Annotated in this window: 25 protein-coding genes and 1 pseudogene; 7 read left to right on the forward strand and 19 right to left on the reverse strand. The window is 62.6% G+C overall.

What is annotated here, in order from left to right; all coding sequences use genetic code 11:
- Window positions 1–4: 4 nt before the first annotated feature.
- The 9 genes from F3Y30_RS19390 to gmd are packed head-to-tail and all read right to left on the reverse strand — an operon-like array spanning window position 5 to window position 9,695.
- A complete protein-coding gene (locus tag F3Y30_RS19390; RefSeq protein WP_203424302.1) occupies window positions 5–913 on the reverse strand; it encodes a glycosyltransferase family 2 protein in 909 nt (302 codons plus the stop codon).
- A complete protein-coding gene (locus tag F3Y30_RS19395) occupies window positions 910–1,488 on the reverse strand; it encodes a putative colanic acid biosynthesis acetyltransferase (RefSeq protein ID WP_203424303.1) in 579 nt (192 codons plus the stop codon). Before F3Y30_RS19395 ends, F3Y30_RS19390 begins: the two co-directional genes overlap by 4 nt.
- Window positions 1,489–1,492: 4 nt before the next feature.
- The gene (locus tag F3Y30_RS19400; RefSeq protein WP_203424304.1) at window positions 1,493–2,710 is read right to left on the reverse strand and encodes a glycosyltransferase family 4 protein; all 1,218 of its coding nucleotides are present in this window, start codon (window positions 2,708–2,710) and stop codon (window positions 1,493–1,495) included.
- Window positions 2,710–4,002, reverse strand: coding sequence for a hypothetical protein (locus F3Y30_RS19405; protein WP_203424305.1), 1,293 nt, complete (start codon window positions 4,000–4,002; stop codon window positions 2,710–2,712). Before F3Y30_RS19405 ends, F3Y30_RS19400 begins: the two co-directional genes overlap by 1 nt.
- Window positions 3,999–5,315 carry an oligosaccharide flippase family protein gene (locus F3Y30_RS19410; protein ID WP_203424306.1) on the reverse strand — a complete coding sequence of 439 codons (1,317 nt, stop codon included), beginning with the start codon at window positions 5,313–5,315 and terminating at the stop codon, window positions 3,999–4,001. Before F3Y30_RS19410 ends, F3Y30_RS19405 begins: the two co-directional genes overlap by 4 nt.
- Window positions 5,312–6,340 (reverse strand): hypothetical protein, encoded by a 1,029-nt coding sequence (locus tag F3Y30_RS19415; RefSeq protein ID WP_203424307.1) that lies wholly within the window; start codon window positions 6,338–6,340, stop codon window positions 5,312–5,314. The genes F3Y30_RS19410 and F3Y30_RS19415 overlap by 4 nt, the downstream gene beginning before the upstream one ends.
- A 19-nt stretch (window positions 6,341–6,359) precedes the next feature.
- Window positions 6,360–7,634, reverse strand: coding sequence for a WcaI family glycosyltransferase (locus F3Y30_RS19420; protein WP_203424308.1), 1,275 nt, complete (start codon window positions 7,632–7,634; stop codon window positions 6,360–6,362).
- Window positions 7,631–8,599: a GDP-L-fucose synthase gene (locus tag F3Y30_RS19425; RefSeq protein ID WP_281435403.1), complete on the reverse strand. Its 969-nt coding sequence runs from the start codon at window positions 8,597–8,599 to the stop codon at window positions 7,631–7,633. The genes F3Y30_RS19420 and F3Y30_RS19425 overlap by 4 nt, the downstream gene beginning before the upstream one ends.
- Window positions 8,592–9,695, reverse strand: coding sequence for a GDP-mannose 4,6-dehydratase (gene gmd / locus F3Y30_RS19430; protein ID WP_203424309.1), 1,104 nt, complete (start codon window positions 9,693–9,695; stop codon window positions 8,592–8,594). Before gmd ends, F3Y30_RS19425 begins: the two co-directional genes overlap by 8 nt.
- 488 nt (window positions 9,696–10,183) lie before the next feature.
- Here gmd and F3Y30_RS19435 point away from each other — a divergent pair, with 488 nt between their 5' ends.
- Window positions 10,184–11,203, forward strand: a complete 1,020-nt coding sequence (locus tag F3Y30_RS19435; RefSeq protein WP_203424310.1) for a substrate-binding domain-containing protein — start codon at window positions 10,184–10,186, stop codon at window positions 11,201–11,203.
- 14 nt (window positions 11,204–11,217) lie between these two features.
- Here the strand turns inward: F3Y30_RS19435 and F3Y30_RS19440 are convergent, their stop codons facing one another.
- From F3Y30_RS19440 to F3Y30_RS19455, 4 genes and pseudogenes are all read right to left on the reverse strand, one after another.
- Window positions 11,218–12,261 (reverse strand): Gfo/Idh/MocA family oxidoreductase, encoded by a 1,044-nt coding sequence (locus tag F3Y30_RS19440; RefSeq protein ID WP_203424311.1) that lies wholly within the window; start codon window positions 12,259–12,261, stop codon window positions 11,218–11,220.
- 8 nt (window positions 12,262–12,269) lie between these two features.
- Window positions 12,270–13,054: pseudogene (locus F3Y30_RS19445) on the reverse strand (ThuA domain-containing protein).
- Between the two features lie 166 nt (window positions 13,055–13,220).
- Complete coding sequence (locus F3Y30_RS19450) at window positions 13,221–13,562, reverse strand: SMR family transporter (protein WP_203424312.1); 342 nt, start codon at window positions 13,560–13,562, stop codon at window positions 13,221–13,223.
- Window positions 13,563–13,630: 68 nt separating this feature from the next.
- The gene (locus tag F3Y30_RS19455) at window positions 13,631–14,191 is read right to left on the reverse strand and encodes a TetR/AcrR family transcriptional regulator (RefSeq protein ID WP_203424313.1); all 561 of its coding nucleotides are present in this window, start codon (window positions 14,189–14,191) and stop codon (window positions 13,631–13,633) included.
- 206 nt (window positions 14,192–14,397) lie between these two features.
- Here F3Y30_RS19455 and F3Y30_RS19460 point away from each other — a divergent pair, with 206 nt between their 5' ends.
- Both F3Y30_RS19460 and F3Y30_RS19465 read left to right on the forward strand, forming a co-directional pair.
- Window positions 14,398–14,808 (forward strand): group II truncated hemoglobin, encoded by a 411-nt coding sequence (locus F3Y30_RS19460; RefSeq protein WP_203424314.1) that lies wholly within the window; start codon window positions 14,398–14,400, stop codon window positions 14,806–14,808.
- Complete coding sequence (locus tag F3Y30_RS19465; RefSeq protein WP_203424315.1) at window positions 14,808–15,179, forward strand: DUF423 domain-containing protein; 372 nt, start codon at window positions 14,808–14,810, stop codon at window positions 15,177–15,179. Before F3Y30_RS19460 ends, F3Y30_RS19465 begins: the two co-directional genes overlap by 1 nt.
- A 33-nt stretch (window positions 15,180–15,212) precedes the next feature.
- Here F3Y30_RS19465 and F3Y30_RS19470 read toward each other — a convergent pair whose 3' ends face one another.
- The 6 genes from F3Y30_RS19470 to F3Y30_RS19495 form a co-directional block, all read right to left on the reverse strand.
- Window positions 15,213–15,584, reverse strand: a complete 372-nt coding sequence (locus F3Y30_RS19470; RefSeq protein ID WP_203424316.1) for a VOC family protein — start codon at window positions 15,582–15,584, stop codon at window positions 15,213–15,215.
- 2 nt (window positions 15,585–15,586) lie between these two features.
- Window positions 15,587–15,901 (reverse strand): antibiotic biosynthesis monooxygenase, encoded by a 315-nt coding sequence (locus F3Y30_RS19475; protein ID WP_203424317.1) that lies wholly within the window; start codon window positions 15,899–15,901, stop codon window positions 15,587–15,589.
- A 22-nt stretch (window positions 15,902–15,923) separates the two neighbouring features.
- On the reverse strand, window positions 15,924–16,181 hold the full coding sequence (locus F3Y30_RS19480) for a hypothetical protein (RefSeq protein WP_203426691.1): 258 nt from the start codon (window positions 16,179–16,181) through the stop codon (window positions 15,924–15,926).
- A 20-nt stretch (window positions 16,182–16,201) separates the two neighbouring features.
- Window positions 16,202–16,588 carry a DUF2325 domain-containing protein gene (locus F3Y30_RS19485; RefSeq protein WP_203426692.1) on the reverse strand — a complete coding sequence of 129 codons (387 nt, stop codon included), beginning with the start codon at window positions 16,586–16,588 and terminating at the stop codon, window positions 16,202–16,204.
- 381 nt (window positions 16,589–16,969) lie between these two features.
- A complete protein-coding gene (locus F3Y30_RS19490; protein ID WP_203424318.1) occupies window positions 16,970–17,878 on the reverse strand; it encodes an energy transducer TonB in 909 nt (302 codons plus the stop codon).
- A gap of 64 nt (window positions 17,879–17,942) precedes the next feature.
- Entirely contained in the window at window positions 17,943–18,353 is a 411-nt protein-coding gene (locus tag F3Y30_RS19495; RefSeq protein ID WP_246752813.1) for a hypothetical protein, read from the reverse strand.
- A 416-nt stretch (window positions 18,354–18,769) separates the two neighbouring features.
- Here F3Y30_RS19495 and F3Y30_RS19500 point away from each other — a divergent pair, with 416 nt between their 5' ends.
- From F3Y30_RS19500 to F3Y30_RS19515, 4 genes are read left to right on the forward strand one after another with little or no spacing between them, the layout of a single operon-like run.
- A complete protein-coding gene (locus F3Y30_RS19500; RefSeq protein WP_203424320.1) occupies window positions 18,770–19,825 on the forward strand; it encodes a ChuX/HutX family heme-like substrate-binding protein in 1,056 nt (351 codons plus the stop codon).
- 23 nt (window positions 19,826–19,848) lie between these two features.
- Window positions 19,849–20,802 (forward strand): ABC transporter substrate-binding protein, encoded by a 954-nt coding sequence (locus F3Y30_RS19505; RefSeq protein ID WP_203426693.1) that lies wholly within the window; start codon window positions 19,849–19,851, stop codon window positions 20,800–20,802.
- A 4-nt stretch (window positions 20,803–20,806) separates the two neighbouring features.
- A complete protein-coding gene (locus F3Y30_RS19510) occupies window positions 20,807–21,910 on the forward strand; it encodes an iron chelate uptake ABC transporter family permease subunit (protein WP_203424321.1) in 1,104 nt (367 codons plus the stop codon).
- Window positions 21,911–21,935: 25 nt separating this feature from the next.
- Window positions 21,936–22,724 carry a heme ABC transporter ATP-binding protein gene (locus tag F3Y30_RS19515; protein ID WP_203424322.1) on the forward strand — a complete coding sequence of 263 codons (789 nt, stop codon included), beginning with the start codon at window positions 21,936–21,938 and terminating at the stop codon, window positions 22,722–22,724.
- The last annotated feature ends 82 nt before the right edge of the window (window positions 22,725–22,806 follow it).

Genomic DNA, 22,806 nt, shown 5'->3' on the forward strand with positions numbered 1-22,806 from the left:
TCGCTCAGAGGTCAAGCCCGGTGACTTGGGCAAGCGACTGTCGCTTTTCATCGATGGTCGAGCACGAGGCGAGTGCCCGTTCGCATTCCAGAACCTTCGCCCCCACCAGGAACCGGTACCAGTAGCCCTGAAGCACGTGGTAGATCAGCCCCTCTCGACCATCGAGAAAGCCCAGTTGCAGGAAGTATCGCAAGACAAAATAACAGGAGGCGGCGAGCGGAAAAGGCAGCCTGTCGTGGATGTAAACCTTGGCAAACCTCTTCGCCCGGGTTGGGGCCGGCGCAGTGCGCCATGGAATGTTGTCCTGCGGAAACAGGCGGTGACGTCGGTTGAGGATTTCGACAGCCTCGCGCGTCGCATAGCCGTTGTGCTTGTCGATGAAGTAGGTGAGTGCATTGAGGTTGTGGTCGGCGAAAGCGGCGCTGAACGTCACCGTCCGGCCTCCGCTGGTCGTGACGTGCTCGTCCATCCAGCGGTCTTCGACATGGCCATGCCCACGCCGCCAGATGCGGGTGAAGATCAACGGATAGCGCCCTCCCCATCGGATCCAGCGGCCCATGAAAATATGTTTTCGTTTCAGGTTTATGCCGACCGTATCGGGAGGAAGACAGGGAATCCGCGCGCTTATCTCGGCCGCAAGCGCCGGTTCGACCACTTCGTCGGCATCAAGGCGCATGATCCATTCGGAGGCGATCGCCGTATGTTCCAGTGCCCAGCGCAGCTGACGGGATTGATTGGCGAAGGGATGCTGCAACACCCTCGCCCCGAGCTCTGTTGCGATTTCCGTGGTCCTGTCGCTGGAAAACGAGTCGACCACGACGACCTCCTCGGCAAAGGAAGCGACGGAGGCGATCGCGCGCTCGATGTGACGCTCCTCATTGTAGGTCAGGATGATCACGCAAAGGGAGATCATTCGACGGGATATCGCTCGCGCAGCAGTCGCGCCGGATTGCCCGCGTAGACGAACATGGGTTCGAGGTCACTGAAGGCAACTGCACGTGCGCCAAGCACTGCACCGTCTCCGACCACGACGCCAGGGCCGACGAATGCCTCTGCGGCGATCCACGCCCGCCGGCCGACCACGATGGGCCGCGCAACCAGTCGGAAATGCGGATCGTCGATGTCGTGGGTCGCGCCGCAGAGCCTCGCCCCTTGCGACACGATCGCATGCTCGCCGAGACGGATGAGGTCCACACAATAGCAATCCACGTCCCGCCCAAGGCAGGAGTGAGCCTCCATGAAGAGATTGGGCGGATACCAGACCCTGACGCGCGGGTAGATCCGCGCTGTCCTATCTATCCGCGCACCGAAGAGCCGCAGGAGAAGCCGCCGCCAGCCATGCGCCGCAACCGGCGTCCATGCCCCCAGGCCATGCCACACGAACCACCAGGCGAGCCGGTGCAGCCGATGGCGAAGAGAAAAGGTCGGCCCACCCTTCAAGGGTTTCGATTGGCGGGTGTCGAGCAGTCCGGCGATAGCGTTTCCCATTCAGTTACTCCGAGCCGCTGGCACTGTATCGGAACGGCGGGTGCCTTTCGCCGTCGTCCCTTTCTTCCACGGTCCCTGACCCTTTCGCGCGCCTCAGGACAGACAGAAGAGCGTCGACGAAAACGGGCGCATCCGCGAGTGCGGCCGTGATGACGGTTCCGCGCCGAAGCGCCTGCCAGTGGGCCTCCGACGACGCCATGAGCTGGAGCGCCCGGATCAGCGGTTCCGGATCGCGATGGTCTATGAGATGGCCGTTCAACCCGCCTTGCACGAGCTCCGAAACCCCACAGGCGCGCGTCACGATCACCGGGACGCCGACGGCCCAGGCCTCGATCGCCACTATCCCGAACTGCTCTTCGCTGCTTGCGAGCACCAGCGCGAGCGAAGCCGAAATGAGGGCCGGCAGTTCGCGGCTCCCGACATATCCGAGAATGTCGACTTGGGCCCGCAGCAAGGCCGACTGCGCGATCCGCGCCCTGAGGGCGGGCTCTTCTACGCCATAGCCACACAGTTGCAGACGCCGATCACTGCCCGAGCGCAGGAGAAAGGCCTCATAGGCATCGAGCAGGAAGAGAAGATTCTTCTTCTTCACAAAGCGAGCGACACAGATGAAATCCCGCTCTTCGTAGGAAACCCTCGGCGACCCGGCGTCCCCACGGACACGCTCGATGTCGATGGCACAACGATAGAGGGCGATGTTTCCCTTGCCGAAATAGTGGAGATAGCCACGCGCTCGCTCCGTCGCGGCCAGGAAACCCCCGTAGGGCGCAAGCAGCAGGAGTTTCGGGAGGTCGAAAACGATGAACCGCCGATAGTCCTCGAAGCCGGAATCGTTGAGCGACACTGCCTGGGCGCCAAGAATCCGGGAAAGAACTGCTGCAAGAAAGCTCGAGATCCGCTGATAGCCGTAGACAATGCAGATATCCGGCCGGAAGCGGCAGAGGTCGACCAGGACGAGCAGGCTGTTCAGCCGGCCAAGTCGGCCCCACCGTTGCGACGGCCGTCGGATGGTCAGGCGCCCCTGCATGTCTTTATCGAGCGTCCAGCGATAGTCCTCGCTGTGCAGGTAGCTCGAGATCCGGACATCGGCGCCAGCCACCATCAGGGCCCGGCAGCGGTCCTCGTCGGGAACGCCCACCTGCCCGCAGACGTAGAGTACCTTGCGCCCGGCAAACGCCCCCCTTTCCTGGCCATTCTCGCCTGACTGGGTGCGGCCGGGCATCACCTATCCTCCCGCCGCCCGGAGGCATAGGCGCGAACGTCCCTTAGCAGGAGGAGCGCCGCGGCGATCGCCACGGGATCGTTCGTCCGGCTGAAGATCGTGATGGGAGAGAACAGGATGTCCCATGCCAGACCGACCAACAGATAGGCGAAGATTGGCAGCATCTGCCGATTTGCGAGGGCGGCGAGGATGGCACGAGGCACGAGGGTGAGGATGTAGATCCAGAACACCCCTCCGAGGATACCCGCCTCCACCCACGAGCCCAAAAGATGAGAATGCGCCGGAATCTCCGTTTGCTCGAAGTCCCTGGGGTCGATTGGCAGGCCGGCCTCATCGAGGCTGACGAGGCGGCCGATCGCCAGGCCGTAGTTCTCCGCCCCCGGACCATGGCCGAGAAGCGGCGCCATGGCGATTGCCTCGAATGAAACGAGAAGCTCGGAGCGGCCCGCGACAAGCAGGTTTATGTCGCCGCTGCTCTGCATCTCGTACTTCGCCAGAGCATCCGCACCGAGGAAGCCGGACGATGCGGCATACTCATAGACCACCTTGGTCGCCAGCAATCCGGCAACGACGAGCAGCGCGACCTGCAGGAGAAGACCGGGACCGGGTGGCCGCCTTCGTGTGACGAACGCTGCAAATTCGAGCGTGAGCGTTCCCATCAGGATCGCGAAGAGGCCCCGCGCGTTGAATGAAAGGCTGGCAAGGGCAAGGACCAGCGTGGCCGGCACCCTCGACAACCTTCCGTGTGCGGTTGCAGGTCCCGCGAGGGAGACGACCGAAAGAACAATGATATTGAGTGCATTGCCCATGCCGAACTTCCAGAAGTCCCGGCCCTGCTCGTCGAGCAATCCGATGATGTCGTCGGGAAAAAGCAGAGCCTTGGCCATCGACGAAGCGCCGAAGATCACCAGGAAGACGAGCATCCGTGGGATCGATCCACGTACGATCCACGAGATCGCCAGCACGTTGGAGGTGATGACGAGAACCTTCGACAGCGAGCGTAACGTGGCCATTGCGTCGCCGGCATTCCACAGTGCGGCCACCACGGTTGCGAGCGCCCATACGCCGGCCAGCAGGACAAACCACTTCGTCCGCTCGTCCCGGTGGAAGACCGCCCCCTGCAGATGGACAGGCAAGAGCGCCAGCGAAAAGAGGTCGAAACCGGTAAGCCTGCCCAGCGGATTGATCTCGGCGATCGTCAGCACGGGCGCGAGGAGCAGGATATCGAACCTTGCAACTACGGGCGGGCGTCTTTCGAGGGAAAGGTCGGAGAGTTGCACCATCGGCTTCACTCAGGAACCGCCCGCAAGGGAATTGCAGGGCGCAAAGTCATGAAATCGCCCTCGTTCCAGTGCTTGGCGATGGCGCCCCCGACAGCCATTGCGACCGAAACCAGCAACACCAGCGGCGGCGCCGCTCCGAACGATCCGACGGCCGTTCCACCGGCGAGAAGCAGCATCAGCGATACAGCATTCGCGAGCATGTTGCCGGCGAGGTTGCCGGTCACGAGCGCCATGTTGTAGGCGGCGGCACCACGAGCATTCATGACAACGCCGAAGGCAAGCAGAAGTACGAAGAGGCTGTAGCGCGCTTCGAAGTGTCCGAACCAGAACCAGGATGCGACCGGCGAAAGCACGACTCCGGCCAATGAAATGCCTGCAACCGATGAAGTGGCGGTCTTCGCAAGCGACCTGTAGAGCGGAGGCGCGCTGTCGGGATCATGTCGCGACAGCGCGGTCAGTGCCGGGACCACGGCGGTGACGCCGCCAATGACCGCGTTTCTCGGCAGCCACAGGCTCTTGAAGGCCAGTTCGAACAGACCCTGCGCCTCCAGTCCGCAAAAGCGGCCCACAAGCAGTTTGGAGAGTGGCTCGAAGAGACCGTTGACTGTGGAGGTCATCTGCTCCCGGACGCCGAAACCGACAAGATCGCGAAGGAGGCGGGGGGATACCCGGATTGGGAGAAGGGCCTCGATCCCGGCTGCGTGCCGCAGGGCAAGCCAGCCAACGGAGAGCAGGAATGCGTATTGCGCCACCTGGGCCAGGGCGAGCCCGGTGAGCCCCTGCCCGGGAACGAGGGCGATCACGAGTGCGAGCTGGACGAGACTGCCCGCCACGGTCAGCTGCGAATTGAGGTAACCCCGGTGCACGCCCTGGAGACCGGAAAGGACGATGCCCGAGACGTTCATCAGGAAGAAGACGAGGCAGACGAGCGGGAGGAGCCCAGGCGCCTGCGGCGTGACGTCCGCCGGAAGGAAATGCCAGAGGAAGGCATCGACGAGCAGGTAGCCTGAAAGGGCCAGCACTGCATGAACGACACATCCGGTGACAAGGGCAGTCTCGAGATAGCTTCGCGCCTTTTGCCTCTCCTGTGCCACATCGCACAGCGCGACATGACGAAGGCATGCGTTCGCAAGGCCAACGTCTGCAATGCGGATCAACGAAATGGCAGAAGCGAGGGCCGACCACAGGCCCACCGCCGCGATCCCGCAATCGGCGATCACCACGCGATAGCTGACCAGGACGAGAACGATATTGGTGACGACCGCTATGACCGCAAAGACGACATTCGCCCGGATGTTCAACTGAGACGAGAGTGTGGTCATGCGGCACGATCCCTCGGCGCGCCGAGCACCTCATGAAGCGTGGTAAGACTGGTTTCTGCGAAGCGTCCGGCAAGCGCCTTGCCCCGGCGATGATCGACCGCCGACAAATCGCGCGCGAGCAGCGCCGAAACGGATTCGGCGGTCGCAGCAAGGTGGGGAATGCCTTCTGTTTCGCACAGCCGATGCGACAGCGATCCCTCCCGGACCAGCACCGGGACGCCGAACTGCACCGCCCGGCCGAGAACCCCGGAGGCCTGATCGTATCCCGGCGCATAGAGACACCAGACGAGATCGCTTGCGGCATAGAGTTCGATCCACTCCTCCTCGGAAAGCCACCTGTCGATGGCGGAGCCGCCAGAGCGCTCAAACCGGCTGACGAGGCCGATGCAGCCGATGCCGCTCTTGCCGCCGAAAACGAAGTGAAAGGGAAGGCCCGCGCGTTTGCTGCCTGCCAGCGTATCCACGAAGAGATCGAAACCCTTGTGCAGGTCCTGTGGACCGAAGGCGCTGAGAACCCTTTGGCTGCCCGCCCGGAAACGAAGGGATGCGGGGAGCTGGCTGATCGCTTCTCCCGGATTTTGACGGATCTTCTCATAGTACCGGTGGTCCTCGTCCGTCAGGTCCCAGAGCTGGAAATCGTAGATCCAGCCATCTGCAATCTCTGCCATCTCGGGTAGGGTCGCAAAGGGCAGGATCGTCAGCGTACGAACGGAAGGGATGCGTTTCAGAAGTTTCAGCGCGCAGCGTTTGAAGGACAGACGCAGGGAACCACCTTCGAGGACAGGCTTCGGCCTGAAAAGCAGGCCCACTGTCCGCCGGCCGAGCGCACTACGCCAGAGACACGCGACCACGTAGAAAAGGAACCCTTCCTCGACCATGAGGAACAGCGCCGGCTCCATCCGGAAGAAGAGATCACCCGCCCGGGCGCGGCAGCCGCCGAGAATCCCCATGGCGAACTGGAAGTACTGCGCGCGGTGCCCGTCCTCGCTCCTGCTGAAGATAAGCACCTCCTCCCCCTTCGCCATGGTCGTGCCACCCCTCCGCTCAGCGATCCACGATACTCAGCATGGCGGCCAGCCCATCTCCTCGCGCCAGCGTGCGACAGAGCTCCTTCCCGTGATCGGGCCTTGTCCGCAGCGCCCCGCTCCTGACCTTCAGGATCGTCGAAACAAGGGCAGCCGGATCCTCCGGCGGAATGACCAGTGCGGCATCCCCGACAAAAGTGGCCAGCTCTGTTTCCGGATCGGCCGTGACCACCACCGGTTTCCCGGAGGCAAGCAGCGCGCCCAGCTTGGACGGCAGCAACAGGTCGGCAGCTCCCCTCCTCTGGGGCAATAGGTGAAGGTCGGCCATGTTGAGGAATTCGTTGAAACGGTGCGCAGGCTGGAGCGGCAGGAAGCGCACGTTGCCTAAAACGCTCCCCAGCCGCTCCAGCTCCGCTTTCGCCGGTCCGTCGCCCCCGATGACGAACCGGATCCCCTGCACGCCTTGCAGTGTCCGCGCGGCTTCGATCAAGAGATCGAGCCCCTGCTTGGCGCCGAGGTTGCCGGAATAGAGCACGACGAAGTCCTCGTCCGCGTAGCCGAGTTCGTCGCGATAAGGACTCGCGCCCGGCAATGGAAAGATTGCCGACAGATCGACCCAGTTTCGCACGACGGCCACGCGGTCGGCGGCCACGCCCTTTTCCAGCAATTTTTCGGCCATTCGCCGCGAGATCGTGACGACGATGTCAAAGCGTTTGCGAACAGCCGTCTCGAAGAATTCTCCTACTCGCATCAGCCAGCGGTGCTTGCCGAGGTGCCCCATTGCAAAGGCTGCATCGATCTCGAGGTCGTGGACATGCAGCACCGTGCGCGCGCCGACAAGCTTTGCCGCGAGCAGGGCAAAGGGGGCTCCCAGCAATGTCGGTTCGACACAGAAGACCACATCCGGTCGCTTGCGCAGGATCTGCCAGAGAACGACCGGCGCGGCACTCGCGGCAAAACTCGCCGGCGCCAGAAGCCTCCACAGCCTCGCCCCCGGCCTGAGGATCAGAGGAACGCGCACAACCGTGATGCCGTCCTCGATCCTTGATGCGTATCGATTGCCGTATCCACGATCCACTTCCCAGGCCGGGTAGTGCGGCGGAGTGGTGACGACCGTGACAGCCATGCCCATGGCTGCGAAATGACCTGCGATATCACCGGTGTAGCGTCCGGCGCCCGTCTTTTCCGGCGCATAGTTCATGGCGTGAACAAGAACGGTTTTTCGCTTTCGAGGCCGTGAGGCAGCCGTCAGGTGTTCGCCACCGACCGGGAAGGCGTCGCTGCGAATGTTCATGCGGCAGCATCCTCGCGGCGCATGGACAGCCCTGCGACATAGGCGGCGTAGGTGGCACCGAGACCGTCGGAAAGCGATATGCTCGGGCTCCAGCCGAGTGCACGAAGGCGCCCGCTGTCGAGCAGCTTTCTCGCCACGCCGTCCGGTTTCTCGGTGTCGTAGCGAAGGCCGCCGCTATATCCAGCCAAGCGGCAGATGAGCTGCGCCAGATCGCGGATCGCGATCTCTTCGCCCGAGCCTATGTTGACGTGCATGTCCCCGGAATAGTGTTTCAGGAGATGCACGCACGCTTCCGCGCAATCGTCCACATGCAGGAATTCCCGCAAGGCCGATCCGGAACCCCATATGCAAACTTCAGGAGCCCCGCTGGCCTTGGCTTCATGCACCTTGCGGATGAGAGCGGGAACGACATGGCTGGACGCAAGGTCGAAATTGTCGCCCGGCCCATAGAGACTGGTCGGCATCGCCGAGATGAAGTCGCACCCGTATTGCCTGCGATATGCGGCACAAAGCTTGATGCCGGCGATCTTTGCTATGGCGTAGGCTTCGTTCGTCGGCTCAAGCGGCCCGGTTAGAAGAGCATCCTCGACGATCGGCTGGAGGGCGTCGCGCGGATAGATGCAGGACGAGCCGAGGAAGAGCAGCCTGCCAACGCCTACGCGCTGGGCGGAGCTGATGATGTTGGTTTCCAAGACCACATTGTCGTAGAGGAAATCCGCAGGTGCTGCACTGTTTGCAAGGATCCCGCCGACTTTCGCCGCAGCGACCACGACGGCGTCCGGCCTCGTGCGGCCCATCCATTCCTCGACTTCCGACTGGCGCGTCAGGTCCAGCTCCGCGCGCGAGGCCGTGAGGATCGCGCAGCCCTCGCGCTGCAGCCGGCGGACGATCGCCGAACCGACCATGCCGCGGTGACCTGCGACGAAGACACGCTTCCCCGACAGCCGATACAACGGCTCAGCCATGAGCCAGCTCCAGGCCGGTTGAACGCGGCGACGATCGCTTCGCCATGCCCCTCAGATCCTCCCGAACCATCTCTCCCACAAGCTGGTCCAGTTCGACTTCGGGCGCCCACCCGAGCCTCTCGTACGCCTTGGTGGCGTCACCGAGCAGGCAGTCCACTTCAGTCGGGCGGAAATAGCGCGGGTCCACTTCCACGATGCACCTGCCGCTATCCGCATCGTATCCCTTCTCGTCCGCGCCGACCCCTTTCCATTCGATGGTCGTGCCCACTTCCGCAAAGCACAGCTCCACGAAGGAGCGCACGCTGTGCGATCGACCGGTGGCCAGCACGTAATCGTCCGGCTCCGGCTGCTGCAGCATCAACCACATTCCGCGCACGTAGTCGCGCGCATGCCCCCAGTCGCGGCGAGCGGCGAGATTGCCGAGGTACAGGCGATCCTGCATGCCGAGATGGATTGCCGCCACGGCCCTGGTGATCTTGCGCGTCACGAAGGTTTCCCCGCGCAGCGGGCTCTCGTGATTGAAGAGAATGCCGTTGCTTGCATGAAGGCCGTAGGCTTCGCGGTAGTTCACCACGATCCAATATGCGTAGAGCTTGGCGGCGGCATAGGGCGAACGCGGAGAGAAGGGCGTGGCTTCGTTCTGAGGCGCGACCGGCGCGTTTCCGTAAAGTTCCGAGGTCGACGCCTGATAGAAACGTGTCTTGTCGGACAGTCCCAGGAGCCGGATCGCCTCGAGAAGCCTGAGCGTACCCATGGCGTCGGCATTCGCGGTGTACTCCGGGGTCTCGAAGGAGACCTGCACATGGCTCTGGGCCGCGAGATTGTAGACCTCGTCCGGCTGCGTCTCCTGGACGATGCGGATGAGGTTCGTCGCATCGGTCATGTCGCCGAAATGCATGACGAACTGCGGATCGTTGACGTGCGGATCCTCGTAGAGGTGCTCTATCCTGCCAGTGTTGAACGACGATGATCGCCGCTTGACGCCGTGGACCTTGTAGCCCTTCTCAAGCAGCAATTCACAAAGATAGGCACCATCCTGCCCCGTCACGCCCGTAACGAGCGCCACCTTGTTGTGTCCGGGCTTCACGATCTTCATGATCACATCCCATACGCGAAAATCTAAAATGCAAAGCAAGCGGAAGCTAACGGTCTCACCGTCCGGCGAGCCGCACTCAGGCAATGAAAATCACTGTCACTCGCAGCTCAGGCTCGAAGAAAAAAGGCCTGATACTTCGGCATTTTCAAAGGGATTACGTGATACAATGCGGCGTGGCGTTGCCCTTGCCGAGAAAATTTTTGACCCCATCAGTCCCCACAACACACTGCAACCATAGTTTGCACAATGCAAGAGGTTGTTAACAGATTTTTTTAACCCTTCGGCAACGCACGCCGGAGTGACTGTTGTGACCGCCGCGCAAAGCACTCTCAGGGGTCTGAAGAGCGAGTTGCCCTTGTCCGGCTGCAACTGTCGGTCGGCGGACCCGCAGCCCGGCGCTAAAATGTTGAAATCGCGCGCGCTGCACCGATGTCGGTTTCGACTTCGGATGTTATGCGCTAAGCTCGCCCCTCCATCGGAAGAAACAGATGAATCTCAAGGAATTCGCCGCCCGGATCGGTCTTTCTCCGACCACCGTGAGCCGTGCGCTGAGCGGTTATCCTGAAGTGCGCAATGAGACCCGCGAGCGCGTACTCAAGGCAGCAGATCAATTCGGCTATCGGCCGAACATGAGCGCCCACAGCCTTGCCACCGGCCGTGCCGGCGCAGTCGGCCTCGTCTTTCAGGGCGGGGCGAAATTTGGTCCCCACACCAGCGAGTTCATGGGCGGCCTGTCGGCCCGCCTGCAGGCCGATGGCATGGATATCCTCGTCTCCACCGTGGATTCGCTCGAGGCGGAGATTGCCACCTATCGGCGTCTTGCCGCGAGCAAGAGGGTCGATGCGATGATTGTGCACACGCCCGCCCGGAAGGACCGACGGATCGGCCTTCTGAGGGAGCTCGGTATGCCCTTCGTGGTCCATGGGCGCAGCGACGATCGCGAGCCCTATGCCTACCTCGATATCGACAATTTCGGCGCGATCGAGGCGGCGACCCGACATCTGCTGGACCTCGGGCACCGCCGCATCGCGCTGATCAACGGCGACACGGCGAATACCTTTGCACGCGATCGCGAGAATGGCTTTCTCCGGGCCCTCGAGGCACGCGGCATCGCACCCTTGGCGCATCTGCTCGGCCACGGCGAATTCACCGACGAAACCGGTTTTCGGCTGATGCAGGGCTTTCTCGCAGCCGAGGAGAAACCGACCGCCGTTCTCGCCGGCTCGATGATGTCGGCGCTCGGGGCGATGCGCGCCATCCGTATCGCGGGCCTGACGCTCGGCGACGACATCTCGCTCATCGCCCACGACGACGTCTTTCCCTACCTCAGCCCGGAAAACCTGGTCCCCACGGTCTCAACCACGCGATCCCCGATCCGCGACGCCGGCGACCGGATCGGCGGCCTGGTCTCGCGCTTGCTGCGGGGCGAACCGGCCGACACGCTGCAGGAGGTCTGGCCGGTCGAGCTTGTGATCCGCCGCTCGACCGGTCCTGCGCCACGCCCCTAGAACGGAAACGTTCGTTATATGGTCAGTTCCCGGCGCTCCCGCTCCGTTTCCATGGCAAGGTCGAGAACCTTCTGCAAATCGGCGGCATGACGGAAACCGGGTTCGACAGGCGTTGCCGCCTTCACCGCAGCGGCAAAGCGCTGATAGTTGGTCGGCACGGTCCCGGCGTCGATCTCGACCCAGGTCGCCGTCTCCACATCGTCGTCAAGGCAGGCCCGCAAGCTCGAACCTTCCGTCGAATGGATCACTTCGATCGCCCCCTTCTCGCCATGCATCCGGAGCCTCAGCTCGTTCAGGTGACCGGTCGCCCAGCGACTGGCGTGGATCACACCCAGCGCGCCGTCGGTAAAATCGACGGTCATGATGAAGCTGTCGTTGGCATCGAGGTCATATTCGCCGATGCGGTTGTTCGGCGCCTTGTCGAAGGCCTTCATGCGGGCGAAGATATGCGACACGTCGCTCGCTGCCCCGTAGCTCACGAAGTCGAGGATGTGGATCCCCACGTCGCCGAGGACGCCGTTGGACCCGTGCTTCGTGGAGAGCCGCCAGAGCCACTGGCTTTCCGTCGCCCAGTCCCCCCAGGCCTTGGAAACCAGCCAGCTTTGCAGGTAGGAGGCCTCGACGTGGCGGATCTTGCCGATACGCCCCGCAAGGACCAGTTCGCGCGCCTTCTGCAATGGCGCCACGTTGCGATAGGTCAGGTTCACCATGTTGACGAGGCCGGATCGCTCGGCGGCATGCGCCATCTCCGCGGCCTTGGCGTAGTTTTCGGCGAGCGGCTTTTCGCAGAGGACGTGCTTGTTGGCCTGCAGGAGGGCGAGCGTCGTGGGATGATGCGCCTTGTCCGGCGTGACGTTCGCCGCGGCATCGAACGCCCCCCAGGCAATAGCTTCCTCGAGTGAGGTGAAGACGTTGGGGATCTTGTGGGTTTGCGCGAAAGCCTTGACGCGGTTCGGATCCACGTCGACCGCGCCGACGAGCTCAACGCCGTCGATCGCCGCGAAATGTTCAGCGTGATTGTTGGCCATCCCGCCGGTTCCCAGAATGAGAAGACGCATGGCAGACCTCAACGATATCCGGCTTCGCCGGCTTGGTGGAGCCGTGGCCCACGCTCGACGATCGCCTCCAAAGCGCTTTCAACGGGGACATTCGGCGCGTCGTGGATCGCGGCATAGGTGCCGAGCGGGTTGTGCGCCCATTTCACGCCGTTGCGCAGCACCTTCTGGACTGTGGCGTCATGGTAGGTTGGATAGGTTTCGTGCCCGGGACGGAAGTAGAAGATGTTGCCGGCGCCGCGGCGCCAGGTCATCCCCGAACGGAAGACTTCCCCGCCCTGGAACCAGGAGATGAATACGGTCTCCAGCGGCTCGGGAACGGAGAACTGTTCGCCGTACATCTCCTCGTTCTCCAGAACGAAGTTGTCGCCGAGCCCCTCCGCGATCGGATGGCGCGGATTGATGACCCACAGGCGCTCCCGTTCCCCTGCCTCGCGCCATTTCAGCGCACAGGGCGTGCCCATCAGCCTTTTGAAGATCTTGGAGAAATGGCCGGAATGGAGGACGATGAGCCCCATACCCTCCCAGACACGCCTGGCGACGCGCTCCACAACCACATCCGAGACGGCACCGTGGTCCTTGTGGCCCACCATAGCAGCACGTCGGTATCGGCGAGCCGGGTCTCTGTCAGGCCATGCTCTGCCTCCTGCAGGGTCGCGGTCGTCGCCTTGATCGCCGGATCTTCGTTCAGCGCGTCGGCAATGGTGCGATGCATCCCGTCGGGATAGATGCTTCGAACGACCTCGTTCGTCTGTTCGTGGATGTTCTCGCCCCACACGACGGTGCGTATCGCCATGATCTCTTCCTCCATGGACTTGGCGGCGCCGGAAGCAGAATGCTTCGCATCGGGGTTGGGTCCCGTTCACCGCAGAATTGAAACCGCTTTCAAATTTGTTCCCTGATTAAAGCATCCCGGTCAGCCTGACAAGACCGGGATCGAGCCAGGCAGCTTTGTTTCGCGGTCAGTGGAACGTGGATTTGGAGAAGAGATTGAGGACCAGAACGCCCGTGACGATGAGGCCGAGACCGACCACGGCGGCGAGATCGAGCTTCTGGCCGAACATGAAGTAGCCGACGAGGGAGATCAGCACGATGCCGAGGCCGCTCCAGATCGCGTAGGCGATGCCAACAGGCACATAGCGCAGGCTCCACGACAGGAAATAGAAGGCGACGGCATAGCAGACAACCATGATCATCGTCGGCACGAGTCGGGAAAAATGCTGGGCGGCCTGCATTGCGGACGTACCGAGCACCTCGAACACGATTGCAATGACAAGCACGGAGTAGACGGCGACCAGGTTCATGATTTCCTCAAAGGCAAAAGGTTACGCGGCAGGGGCAAGTCGCTTGTGCGACCCCTGGCGATCGTTGTTCACAGCATTGAAAGCTCGACGAGCCGGTCCATCAGTTCTCGCTGGCGATCGGGTTCTATCGCATGGCTTTCAACCGCCTCGGCGAGCCACAGGCCGTCGGCCGCAAAACGCACGAGCTCGGCATTGACGGAAGAATCCGTGCCGACGTGCTCGGCAGCCCTTCCCGCAACCCATTGCCGCCAGCGCTCGCGCAGGTACGGCTCGCCCATCAGGGCTATGGTCAGCGACTTCCACGCTTCGCCTTCCGGCATGCCCCCCGGAACAAAGCAAACTGCGAGATAGGCCCTCGTGAACCGTCCGCGGGGCTGAGGATCGATCAGCATTCTCGCCTCGATCGCCTCATCCAGGTTGTCCACGAGGGACTCGAACAGCCCGTCGAGAAGAGAGACCTTGTTGGGAAAGTGGTGCAGCAGCCCGCCCTTGCTGACGCCGGCGGACTGGGAAACGGCATCGAGCGTCACGCTCGGGAGGCCCTTCTCAATCATCAGGCGTGCAGCGACCTTCAACAACTGGCCACGAACCAGCTCCGGCTGCTTCTTTCTGTGATGTGCGCTCGTCATGCACAAACATACCGTCTGGACGGTTTTAAAGTCAAGTGAAAGCAGCAAATGTGAGCTGAACCGACGACCGTGTCGGCGCAAGACACAGTTCCGATGGAGACCGCCCCCGTACGTGCGTCGTAAGGTCCCGGCTTGCGCTTCGTCATTGTGCGCCATGATGTTCCGGGCTAATCCGATTGCAGCAAAATAGAGAGTTCGACGGGGCGATGAGCGAACAGACGGGCGAGACAGTCACGCTTTACCAGGCGATCGGCGGCGATGCTGCCGTACGCGCGCTGACAGAGCGTTTCTATGTTTTGATGGATACCCTGCCGGAAGCAGCCCGCTGCCGTGCGATACATCCGCCAGACCTCTCCGGCAGCCGCGAAAAGCTTTATGAGTATCTGAGCGGCTGGCTCGGCGGCCCTCCCCTCTACACGGACAAGCGTGGTCATCCGATGCTGCGCCGTCGTCACTTCGTCGCCCCCATCGGCCCTCAGGAACGTGACGAATGGCTTCTGTGCTTCACCCGCGCACTGGAAGAAACCGTACCTAGCGCCGAGTTGCGGAAGATCATCCTCGAGCCGGTGACACGCCTCGCCTACCACATGCAGAACAGCGAAGAGGATGCACCCTGATGACCTTATCGCCGGGACGTTCCCTTACCCTCTTCTCTGCAGGCCTGATGGGTATAGCAGGCGTCGTGAGTGCCGCAGCCGCGTCGCATGTGGGCGGTGACCCGCGCCTGCTCGCCGGAGTTTCGGCCATGTGCCTTGCACATGCTCCGGCGCTCATCGCCCTCTATGCTGCCTGGCCAAGCCTGCGCACTGCCCCGATCTCCGTGCTGCTCATTGCGGCCGGCACCGCACTCTTTGCCGGTGACCTGACGATGCGCCACTTCACCGGCGAGGGACTGTTTCCCATGTCGGCTCCAACCGGCGGCTTCATGATGATGGCCGGCTGGCTTGCGGTTTCCGCCGGCGCACTGTTTGGCGAACGAAAGGGCTAATCCGCCGGTTCTGATTTCGGCTGCAGAGCACGCTCAGGCTCCGCCCGGCACGCGCCCGAAACGCAGAAGGTTGCCATGGGGGTCGTGGACATAGAATTCCTCCATGTTCCACGGCCTGATGCTGAGCTCGCTGAGACGCTCAACGCCGCGCGCACTGAATTCGCGGTGCAGGTCGACGATCCCGCCCCCGCGCAAGTAAACGGACGTGTTCTCGCAGAGGCTGCGATTGTCGGTGAGCCAGAAATGCAGCTCGATGCCGTCGCGCCGCAGGATCAGGTAGTCATGAGCCTCGTAGACCGTTGCGGTGAAGCCGAGCTTTGAGCAATAGAAGGCCTGCGTCTCCTGAAGATCAAGGGATGGCAGGACTGGCAGTGCCTCGACCCTGTCTTCGATGGGCCCGCTCACGCTCACGCCCCTTCGATGACCGAGAAGCCTTCGAACTTCGGCGGTCCCATGTACATGGAGAGATTGCCCGCCGCGTTCCTGTGGGCCTGCCGGAAGTTCTCCGATTTCGTCCAGGCCACGAAATCGTCCCTGGATGCCCACACCGAATGAGAAGCGAAGAGGGTGTAGCCGGCCTCGGCCGCCGTATCGCCCCTCAAGAGCTTGAACTCTTTGAAGCCGGGCTGCCCTTCCAGGCTGGAGTCGCGGGTCTGCCAGACCCTTTGAAACGCCTCCTCCTGGCCGATGACAATCTTGAACCGGTTCATCGCGATATACATTTCACACCCTCCCGGGATGCGCTCAGACGGAATCCTTCCGCCGGATCCCTGCCGGCGCAGCTTGCGGGAAGGCTACGACATTGTCCTGCTGTGGTTCAAGGTCGAGGCCATCAGACTCGAATGGCAGTCCGCGGCCCGGAAGGCGCGTTTCCCATGTCGGAAACTCGACGACATTCGGATTCTGCTCGAGCATTTCCGCCCGCCGCGTCATCAGGGCGTAGAGCTCGGGCAGCAGACCGTCGCCATTTTGCGCGGCCAGCTTGTGAAGCCCGATCATCATGAAGCCATCTGGTCTTTCATTCACTGGACAGAATCTCCCTGGCTGAGACTTTGGAGGGCGCGCTCGAAGCTGGACTTGCTGCCGTTGCGAAGCGGGACGAAAGCCTTTTCCCACTTCTTGCAACCCGTCTTCACGCGCAGACACGCATCGTGGCTGATGCAGTCGATGGGGCAGAATACGCAGTCGACGGATGGCAGCACGTTGTCGATCCGCGAGACCGCTTCGCGCAGGCCGCCGTCATGGTGGATGAGGTTGGCGCCGTAGGAACTGGCGATCTGGCGCAGATGCGCAACCTGGCAGTCGCGTCCGCCGACGTAAAGGAAACTCCGCCCTTCAAGCGCCTGCTTGTCGCTGGCGCTCACCTGCTCCTCACGAGCCCTGGCCTGTTGTCTCTGCTTCTCCCGCATGGCTTTTCTCTCCGCTTCCCCGTGACGCCGCTTGACGCGCGTGACCTCTACGGTCCGCGGTTGCCGGGCTGGCGTTTGCTCCGGGCTCTTCACCTGAGGTCTGGCTGTTTCCGATGCGCCGAACCGGGCCTTGAGTTCGGCCACTTCCCGCTCGAGCTGCGCAATGCGCCTGTCGCGCTCGGCGATCGCCGCCCTGAGGGCCGCATTCACGCGACTTTCACTCTCACTCAACATGCATCCGTCCTTGTTGCTGTGCACCGGTGTCATTGGTCGAGGCGGACCTTACAAAACATGAGTATTGGAGTAAAGTATAAACATGATAAAAAAACTCATATTTATACGCACAAAAACGCCCCACGTCGGGGGCGTAATGGAGACCGGTTAGTTGAAGACGATGGGAACGTTGAAGGACCAGGACGCGCGCCCGGCGTCCTCCGGAATCTTCGGGAAGGGCCCGGCCCGGCGAACCGCATCGATCGCCGCCTTGTCGAGCGAGGCAAAGCCGGAACTTCTCGACACCCGGATATTGCCGGCCTGGCCGCCGGAGGACACCACGAAGCTCACGACAACGCTGCCGCTGTCACCACCGGGGACGCGCCGCTTTGCGCGGTTGATCTTGTTGCGAACCTTGCCCGGATAGTTGCTGACCGCCGCATTGCCGGCGCTCGACGAATTGCCGCGCTTCTGGCCTCCCAGGGAGGCGGTCTTCACATCCTCCGAGCCGTCCACCTGTCCCTTGGCGGCATTGGCCTTGCTTTGGCCCTTCTCGCCCGCCTTCTGGGTGATTTTCGGCTTGCGCTTCGGCTCGACCTTCTTGACCGGCTCTTCCTTCTTGACCTCGGGAACGGGCTGGAGAGCCTCGACAGGTTCGTCCTCGATGATCTCAGGCTTGATTTCAGGAATTGGAATGGCCGCGATCTCGACTTCGGCTCCCGGAACGATCAGTTCCTCGATCGGCTCGGCGGCAACGGGCTCCATGTCGATCGGCTGCTGCGGATCGACCGGCAGCGGCTCGATCTCGGTCGGAACGGCCTCGGCAACCTCCTGGACGACCGGCTGCACCTCATCGGGGAGGATCTCCTCCGGCTTGACGATATCCTGCGGGTTTCCGGACTCGAGGGCCTCGAAGGCTCCGTTGCCGAGCATCGCCACTTCGGCGACCACGCCGCCGGCGATGAGCGCCTCTTCCTGCTCGGGCTCGGGCGTCATGGTCAGAATAGCGGCAGCGCCCGCGTGGCCAAGCAGCGACAGCACGATTGCTCCGCTCCAGATCACCCTGCTTCCGATCATGGCATCACCTGTCTATTTGCATTGCCGCCCGGAATTCATTCCGGCGCTGTCTCGCTTTGTCCGCTCACCCTTCAAAGGTGGCGGTGGTGTTGGAACGGGTAACGAGGCCCGTCGCGCATGCGTCCTTGGCCAGCCCCTCGCCTTCGCAGACCGGGGCGTCGTTGATCAGGAGGCGCTTCACCGCCTCGCATTTCGTCCCAGGCAGATCGAACTGGCGCACCTTGGTCTTGCCGAGCGGAAGATCGCGGAAATCGAGAACCACCATGCGCTCGACGGTTCCCTTCTCGTTGAAGATCACAAACTCGAAGGAAACGCGGGAAATCGCCCGCTCGAGATGGTTGCCCGCAACGAAGGTGAAGAGACATCCCTTCTGGGAAGGCGCCAGAGTGTTGAGCTCGACTTCGAGCGCCGCCTTCGCGGGAGCCGGCTCCTGCGCCACCGCGGGCACAACCAGACCCAGCAATGCCGCAGCCACAACCACTCCTCGGAACGCAATCATCTGACTTAACCTTTCAAAACGTCGCCCGGCGGTTTGCGGCCGCCCCTGGCCGGCCAATGGGGCGCGGCTTTCTTCGCCCGGGCATCTTTCCGGCTATCGAGTGCGCAAGGCCATAGCTGCGCAACAATCAAACCGAGCGTGCATCCGGTATTGCCTCCTTAAATAAATATGAGTAAGTAAGTCAAGATAGATATTGGGCGCGAGGCGGCAAATATCTGTTCCAACTTGTGAATTTGGATGAATGTGGAAGCGGCGATGGGAGGAAGCTCTCGGATGCGACAAGAAGAGTTTGCTTGCCGGCGTTCCACCTGCGGATACCGCTGTCCATCCGGTTTGCAGCACGCCCGACGCCACATTTTCAGAGCCAACGGATTTAACCGCATAGGGACCACATGACCGACAACAAACGCCCCAGCCCCGACGAGATTCGCGCCTTCCGTGCCGAGAACCCCAAAATGCGCGAGCGCGACATCGCGGCCCAGCTTGGCATATCCGAAGCAGCCCTGGTCGCTGCCGAGGTCGGCCTCACCGCGGTCCGCATCGACGGCGGCGCCAACCGGTTTCTTGAACGCGCCGAAGCACTTGGCGAGATCATGGCGCTGACGCGCAACGAAAGCGCCGTGCACGAGAAGATCGGCGTCTTCGAAAAGATCAACACCGGTGCGCATGCCTCGATCGTGCTCGGCGAAAACATCGACCTGCGGATCTTCCCGGGACAGTGGGCCCACGGCTTTGCGTTCACGAAGACGGACGGCGAAGAGGTCAGGCGCAGCCTGCAGTTCTTCGACAAGACGGGCAATGCGGTCCACAAGGTTCACCTGCGCCCCGCCTCCAACCTTGCGGCTTACGAATCCATCGTTGCCGACTTCCGCCTCGAGGACCAGTCGCGCGAATTCATCGAGGAGCTTCCGACGGCGAAGCAAGCCGACGAGAACGGTCCCGTCGACGTCGATGCGCTTCGCGACAACTGGAGCCGCATGACCGACACTCACCAGTTCTTCGGCATGTTGAAGAAGCTCAAGATCGGCCGCCAGGATGCCGTACGCAGCGTCGGTCCCGACTTTGCATGGCAGGTGAAGAGCGATGCGGTGGCGACCATGATGCATGGCGCCGCTGCGCGCGCGACCGAGATCATGTGCTTCGTCGGCAACGACGGTACGATCCAGATCCACACCGGCAAGGTTGAGAAAGTCGAGCCGATGGGCCCCTGGCTGAACGTGATGGATCCGACCTTCCATCTCCATCTTCGCATGGACCACATCACCGAATGCTGGGTCGTGCGCAAGCCGACCGTCGACGGCCATGTGACATCGCTTGAAGCCTACGATGCGGCCGGAGAGATGGTCATCCAGTTCTTCGGCAAGCGCAAGGAAGGCAAGACCGAGCTCGCCGAATGGCGGGAAATCCTCGACGGACTGCCACGCCACGAAGACGTCGCAGCCGCCTGAACAAGGTGACAGAGGGACAAATGATGAGCATTCGTTTCGAATTCCGCCGCTCTCGCAGCAGGGCGACGGCCCTTGCCGTGTTCGCGCTCGCCGCGCCCTTCGTCCTGCCGCTCGCGGCCGGCGAGACAATCGGTCCCGTCGCAGTCGCTCATGCCGAAGAGCAGCAGAAGATCGATACCTCGCGCCTCGTCTCGATCGGCGGGGCGGTCACCGAGATCGTCTATGCACTCGGTGAAGAGGGCCGCCTGGTGGCTCGCGATTCCACGAGCACCTTCCCGGAAGCGGCCGCAGCGCTTCCGGACGTCGGCTACATGCGCGCCCTCTCGCCGGAAGGCGTGATCGCGACCAACCCGACCGCCATCCTGGCGGTCGAGGGAAGCGGCCCGCCCGATGCACTCCAGGTCCTGAAGAGCGCGGGCATTCCCTTTGAAACCGTACCCGAGGGCTACGACCGCGACGCGATCGTTCGCAAGATCGAGACCGTCGGCAACTTCCTCGGCGTTTCCGACAAGGCAAAGGCTCTGGCCGATAAAGTCGCGGCGGAGATCGATGCCGCGACGGCCGACTCGGCCAAGCGCGAGGACAAGGATCGCAAGCGCGTTCTCTTTGTTCTGAGCTTCCAGAACGGAAAGGTCATGGCGGCCGGTGCCCATACGGCAGCGGATGGGATCCTGAAACTCTCGGGTGTCGTCAACGCCACCGAGGGAGCATTCCAGGGCTACAAGCCGCTGTCCGACGAGGCGATCGTCGAAGCCAAGCCGGATGTCATCATGCTGATGACCCGCGAGGGCATGCATGGAGGCACGGACGAAGAACTGTTCGCGCATCCGGCATTCGCATTGACCCCGGCTGCCAAGACCAAGTCGGTCATCCGCATGAACAGCCTGCACCTGCTCGGCTTCGGCCCGCGCACGGCAACGGCGATCCGCGATCTGAACGCGGCAGTCTACGGCAAATCCGGTAATGTCTCTCAGTGACACTATGAAGCAAGGGACCTCGCTCAAGGGTGCGGCCCGACGCCTCGCCGGCAGGCATGCACAAGGCGACAGGAGCGCGATCGCAAAGGCGACCGTACTCCTGCTCGCAATCCTCGGCGTGGTGGTATTTCTCTATTCCATGACGACAGGTGCGTCCGGCGCCTCGGCCTGGGACGTGATGACGTCGCTCCTCTCCGGGGGCTCGCTCTCGGACCTCGACGCGCGCGACCGTATCATCGTTCTGGACATACGCCTGCCGCGTGCCGTGCTCGGCGTGCTGATCGGCGCCGCATTGGCTATTTCCGGCACGGTCATGCAGGGTCTGTTCCGCAATCCGCTTGCCGACCCCGGCCTCATCGGCGTCTCTTCAGGTGCCGCTCTCGGCGCCGTCGCCATGATCATCTTCGAGAGCACGCTGCCCGCTGGCGTGGTCGCAGTCATCGGCGCTTTCGCCCTCCCCCTTGCCGCATTCGTCGGCGCACTCGTCTCGACGCTGCTGCTCTACCGGATAGCCACCCTGAACGGCCAGACATCCGTCGCGACCATGCTTCTGGCCGGCATCGCCATCGCCGCCCTGGCCATCGCGATCACCGGTATCCTCATCTACATGGCGGATGACAAGCAGCTGCGTGACATCACCTTCTGGAATCTCGGCTCGCTCTCGGGCATCACCTGGAGCAAGGTTCTTACCGCCGGGCCCATCATTGCCGTCTCGCTGATCGTCATTCCCATGCTGGCGCGCGGGCTGAATGCGATCACGCTGGGCGAAGCCACTGCCTATCACATGGGTGTCTCGGTCCAGCGCCTGAAGAACGTCGCGATCGTCGCAGTTGCCGCCGCGGTCGGAGCATCTGTCGCCGTCAGCGGCGGCATCGGCTTTGTCGGCATCATCGTGCCGCACATGCTGCGGCTCGTGATCGGACCGGATCATCGGTACCTGTTGCCGGCATCGGCGTTGCTTGGCGGCATCCTGCTGCTCGTCGCCGACATGATTGCGCGTGCGATCGTCGCTCCCGCGGAATTGCCGATCGGCATTATCACCGCGCTCGTCGGAGCACCGTTCTTCCTCTGGATCCTCTTGCGGGGCCGCGCCGCACACGGTCTGTGAAGACCGCGCGGCGACTGGAGTGCACATGATTTCCGTTTCCGGCCTTTCGGTAGAGCTTTCCCGCAAATCCATTGTCCGAAACGTCTCCCTGGAGGCGCGAGCGGGCGAGATGACAGCCATCGTCGGCCCCAACGGTTCGGGCAAGACGACGACGATGAAGGCGATCGCGGGAGAACTTGCGAGCACCGGTACCTTGACGATCAACGGCCACGAGATCCGCAGTCTCAAGCCGTCCGAACTTGCCCGCAAGCGCGCCGTCCTGCCCCAGGCGACAAACCTCGCCTTCCCCTTTACCGTGCGCGAGATCGTGCGGATGGGTCTGTCCATCGGCTCGAACATTCACCCGGAACGCATCGATTCGATTGCCGCCGCGGCGCTTGCCGTCGTCGATCTCTCCGGCTTTGCCCCGCGCCTCTACCAGGAGCTTTCCGGCGGAGAGCAGCAGCGCGTCCAGCTGGCACGCGTCCTTTCCCAGATATGGGAGCCCGTGGTGGAGGGCGAAGCGTGCTTCCTGCTCCTCGATGAGCCTGTGTCGAGCCTCGACATCCGCCACCAGCTGACGATCATGACCCTGGCACGGGACTACTGCAGACGCGGCGGCGGCGTCATCGCTGTCATGCACGACCTCAACCTGACCGCGATGTTCGCCGATCGGATGGTCATGATGAAGGATGGCACGGTCTTCGCAGCCGGAGCGCCTGCCGAAATCATGACGGACGAGACGATGGAGGCCGTCTTCGGATGCCGCATGCGCGTCAACGGCCTGCCCGAGGCGGGCGTGCCCTTCGTGTTGCCCCAGACGGCCGCGTGTTAACCGTGCCGCCCGGAAAACCCTCGAACTATTGAACCTTTGTGCTCCCCATGCGTTTAATGTTCCCGTTGAGGACCGCAAAAGG

It is taken from the genome of Sinorhizobium sp. BG8 (assembly GCF_016864555.1).
GTDB lineage: Bacteria > Pseudomonadota > Alphaproteobacteria > Rhizobiales > Rhizobiaceae > BG8.

Bases quoted from the DNA above. Each gene is read 5' to 3' on its own strand.
- F3Y30_RS19440 (WP_203424311.1), bottom strand. From the start codon at position 12,261: ATGCGTCTTCTCATTCTGGGAACCGGCGGGATGGCCAACAATCACGCT.
- F3Y30_RS19420 (WP_203424308.1), bottom strand. From the start codon at position 7,634: ATGAACATTCGCAGCGACGCCTTCCCGGTCGGTGGCGAACACCTGACG.
- F3Y30_RS19425 (WP_281435403.1), bottom strand. From the start codon at position 8,599: ATGGCTGAGCCGTTGTATCGGCTGTCGGGGAAGCGTGTCTTCGTCGCA.
- F3Y30_RS19390 (WP_203424302.1), bottom strand. From the start codon at position 913: ATGATCTCCCTTTGCGTGATCATCCTGACCTACAATGAGGAGCGTCAC.
- F3Y30_RS19450 (WP_203424312.1), bottom strand. From the start codon at position 13,562: ATGAACCTGGTCGCCGTCTACTCCGTGCTTGTCATTGCAATCGTGTTC.
- F3Y30_RS19490 (WP_203424318.1), bottom strand. From the start codon at position 17,878: ATGATCGGAAGCAGGGTGATCTGGAGCGGAGCAATCGTGCTGTCGCTG.
- F3Y30_RS19510 (WP_203424321.1), top strand. From the start codon at position 20,807: ATGAAGCAAGGGACCTCGCTCAAGGGTGCGGCCCGACGCCTCGCCGGC.
- F3Y30_RS19515 (WP_203424322.1), top strand. From the start codon at position 21,936: ATGATTTCCGTTTCCGGCCTTTCGGTAGAGCTTTCCCGCAAATCCATT.
- F3Y30_RS19480 (WP_203426691.1), bottom strand. From the start codon at position 16,181: ATGATGATCGGGCTTCACAAGCTGGCCGCGCAAAATGGCGACGGTCTG.
- F3Y30_RS19475 (WP_203424317.1), bottom strand. From the start codon at position 15,901: ATGTATATCGCGATGAACCGGTTCAAGATTGTCATCGGCCAGGAGGAG.
- F3Y30_RS19395 (WP_203424303.1), bottom strand. From the start codon at position 1,488: ATGGGAAACGCTATCGCCGGACTGCTCGACACCCGCCAATCGAAACCC.
- F3Y30_RS19455 (WP_203424313.1), bottom strand. From the start codon at position 14,191: ATGACGAGCGCACATCACAGAAAGAAGCAGCCGGAGCTGGTTCGTGGC.
- F3Y30_RS19505 (WP_203426693.1), top strand. From the start codon at position 19,849: ATGAGCATTCGTTTCGAATTCCGCCGCTCTCGCAGCAGGGCGACGGCC.
- F3Y30_RS19435 (WP_203424310.1), top strand. From the start codon at position 10,184: ATGAATCTCAAGGAATTCGCCGCCCGGATCGGTCTTTCTCCGACCACC.
- F3Y30_RS19500 (WP_203424320.1), top strand. From the start codon at position 18,770: ATGACCGACAACAAACGCCCCAGCCCCGACGAGATTCGCGCCTTCCGT.
- F3Y30_RS19460 (WP_203424314.1), top strand. From the start codon at position 14,398: ATGAGCGAACAGACGGGCGAGACAGTCACGCTTTACCAGGCGATCGGC.
- F3Y30_RS19400 (WP_203424304.1), bottom strand. From the start codon at position 2,710: ATGCCCGGCCGCACCCAGTCAGGCGAGAATGGCCAGGAAAGGGGGGCG.
- F3Y30_RS19410 (WP_203424306.1), bottom strand. From the start codon at position 5,315: ATGACCACACTCTCGTCTCAGTTGAACATCCGGGCGAATGTCGTCTTT.
- F3Y30_RS19485 (WP_203426692.1), bottom strand. From the start codon at position 16,588: ATGCGGGAGAAGCAGAGACAACAGGCCAGGGCTCGTGAGGAGCAGGTG.
- F3Y30_RS19415 (WP_203424307.1), bottom strand. From the start codon at position 6,340: ATGGCGAAGGGGGAGGAGGTGCTTATCTTCAGCAGGAGCGAGGACGGG.
- F3Y30_RS19465 (WP_203424315.1), top strand. From the start codon at position 14,808: ATGACCTTATCGCCGGGACGTTCCCTTACCCTCTTCTCTGCAGGCCTG.
- gmd (WP_203424309.1), bottom strand. From the start codon at position 9,695: ATGAAGATCGTGAAGCCCGGACACAACAAGGTGGCGCTCGTTACGGGC.